This window comes from Collinsella aerofaciens (assembly GCF_040910325.1).
Taxonomy (GTDB): Bacteria; Actinomycetota; Coriobacteriia; order Coriobacteriales; family Coriobacteriaceae; genus Collinsella; species Collinsella aerofaciens_BL.
Genome location: NZ_JBDGAV010000062.1, coordinates 1 through 1,825, shown reverse-complemented (window position 1 = coordinate 1,825; position 1,825 = coordinate 1). Strand labels below are relative to the sequence as shown.

Annotated in this window: 3 protein-coding genes; 1 reads left to right on the top strand and 2 read right to left on the bottom strand. The window is 66.0% G+C overall.

Annotation, left to right across the window (positions count from 1 at the left end; translation table 11 throughout):
• Nucleotides 1-270 (top strand): hypothetical protein (locus tag AB5Z25_RS10855; RefSeq protein ID WP_368135584.1); only part of this gene is annotated, 270 nt, incomplete at its 5' end.
• A 46-nt stretch (nucleotides 271-316) separates the two neighbouring features.
• Here the strand turns inward: AB5Z25_RS10855 and AB5Z25_RS10850 are convergent.
• The gene (locus AB5Z25_RS10850) at nucleotides 317-802 is read right to left on the bottom strand and encodes an HTH domain-containing protein (protein WP_271749011.1); all 486 of its coding nucleotides are present in this window, start codon (nucleotides 800-802) and stop codon (nucleotides 317-319) included.
• Nucleotides 783-1,825: hypothetical protein (locus tag AB5Z25_RS10845; protein ID WP_438265636.1), on the bottom strand; the 1,043-nt coding region annotated here is incomplete at its 5' end. The genes AB5Z25_RS10845 and AB5Z25_RS10850, both read right to left, overlap by 20 nt.

Below are 1,825 nucleotides of genomic sequence, written 5' to 3'. Positions count from 1 at the left end.
CTTGAGGACGATCCCGGCGACGCACTCGACAGCCGCGCCGCCGCCTGCGGCGATGAGCGCGGGTACGCCGCGGCGTCTGAGGCCGCGGCGCGTACGACCTCAGACTCGCGCCAGTTCGTCCGCGCCCTGGCGGCGATGCCCGAGGAGCTGGCGGCGCAGGGCTACCGCGCGGCGGATCCATTCGACTTCTTCAACATCGCGGCGTCGACCCTGGGAATCTACCGCGTCGACGTCGACGGCGAGGTCTACTGGCCGGCAGGCGAGGAGTGACCGAGCGAAAAGGGCCCGCGAGTCGTTAAGAAACTCGCGGGCCCCGCTATTCTTGTCTCCCCGGCCCGAGCAGCTTCATGGCCATGCGGCCGCGGCGCCACCACGGCGTGGCCGCGATCGCCTGTTGGCGCTCGGCGAGCGATGCGAGCTTTCCGGCGAGCTCCGCGACCCTGGCGTTCGCCTCGGCGAGTTGCGCCTTGGCCTCGGCCTCGGCGCGGGCGGCGCGGTCGCGCTCGGCCGCAAGCGCCTCCATCAGCTCGGCGTTGCGGGACCGTTCGATTTCCAGTTGGGCGGCCAGGGAGTCAACCAGGGAGTCCGGGGCGGGTGCAGCGGGCGCGTCGGCTGGCTGGCGGGACGGTTTGCCGGGGTTCTTCAGGGCGTCGGCGATGGCCGCGGCGGCAAAGTCATCGAGAAAATCGGTGTTCCCGTTTCGTGAAACATGGTTTCCCAGTCCCAGCTTCTCGATGTAGTTCGCGACTGTGCGCTTTGAAACACCCAGTTCAGACGCTATTTCACGCTTCGTTATGCCCATTGTTCAACCTATCGTCAATCGGGAATGTTTCCCGGGAAACATCGGGAAGTTTCACGGCGGTTCCCGATGATTTTACCGTTTCCCGTTCCCGTTTTTCCCGTTTCCCGTTCTCCGCGTCGGCGCGTTTCCAGTACTCCTCGACACCGGTATCCCAGCCGATGGCCTTCTGCGCGAGCTCTAGCCTGGTCATGGCGGACTGCGGCGGGCTCAGGTACCCGCGGTCGCTGGCGCTCGACGAGTACTGGTCGAGCGCTGCCCTGAGCTCGACCATCGCGGGGTTGTACAGCTCGTACAGATCGTCCGGCTTCGGTTTTTCCGGCTCGGTAGCGTCCTTCGGCACATCCTTCAGCCATTTGATGACGGTCGGGCGGGAAATGCCGAGGGCGCGGGCGATCTCGCTGTGGTTGGCGTCGGGATGCTCCGCGGCGTACTCGCGGACAAGGTCGGCCTTCGGTTTTCGCCCGTTTCCTTCACGCCAGTTGTCGTTGTTAATATCGCGAATAGCCCGTGCGCCCTCAAGGTGCTTCGCCTGAGATCGCCCGTTCCTCTTGTTTTTCGGCAGCCCGATGGCCGTGCGGCGCTCGATGCGCTCGCGGGTTAACTTGTGGATGATGGGGTCGTAGTACGCCCCAATCGCGGAGAGTGCGTCATCCTCGGTGAAGTGGTTGTCCTCGCGCTCCGTCAGGCCCTCAAGTGTCGGCACGAGCGCGAGCGCGTCGGCCTCCAGCTCCTCGTACGGGATGCCGCACTTCTTGGCGTAGGCGGCCAGGACGTTGAGGCACCAGTAGCGGTGGTGGTCGGTGGCCTTCGTCTCGACCTCCCCACGCCACCAATCGTAAAGGTCGCGCTTGCAGGTCCAGCGCCCGGGGGCCTTGCCCTCGACGATGCGCGCCTGGTACCACTCCGGCCAGAGCTTCTTGGCGCGCTCGATGGGGGTCCGCCCGGCGGTGCACATGAGCTCTATGAATTCGGCGCGGTCCTTGCCGCCGCGGACGCCGGCGTATCCGAGCAGGTAATCCATGC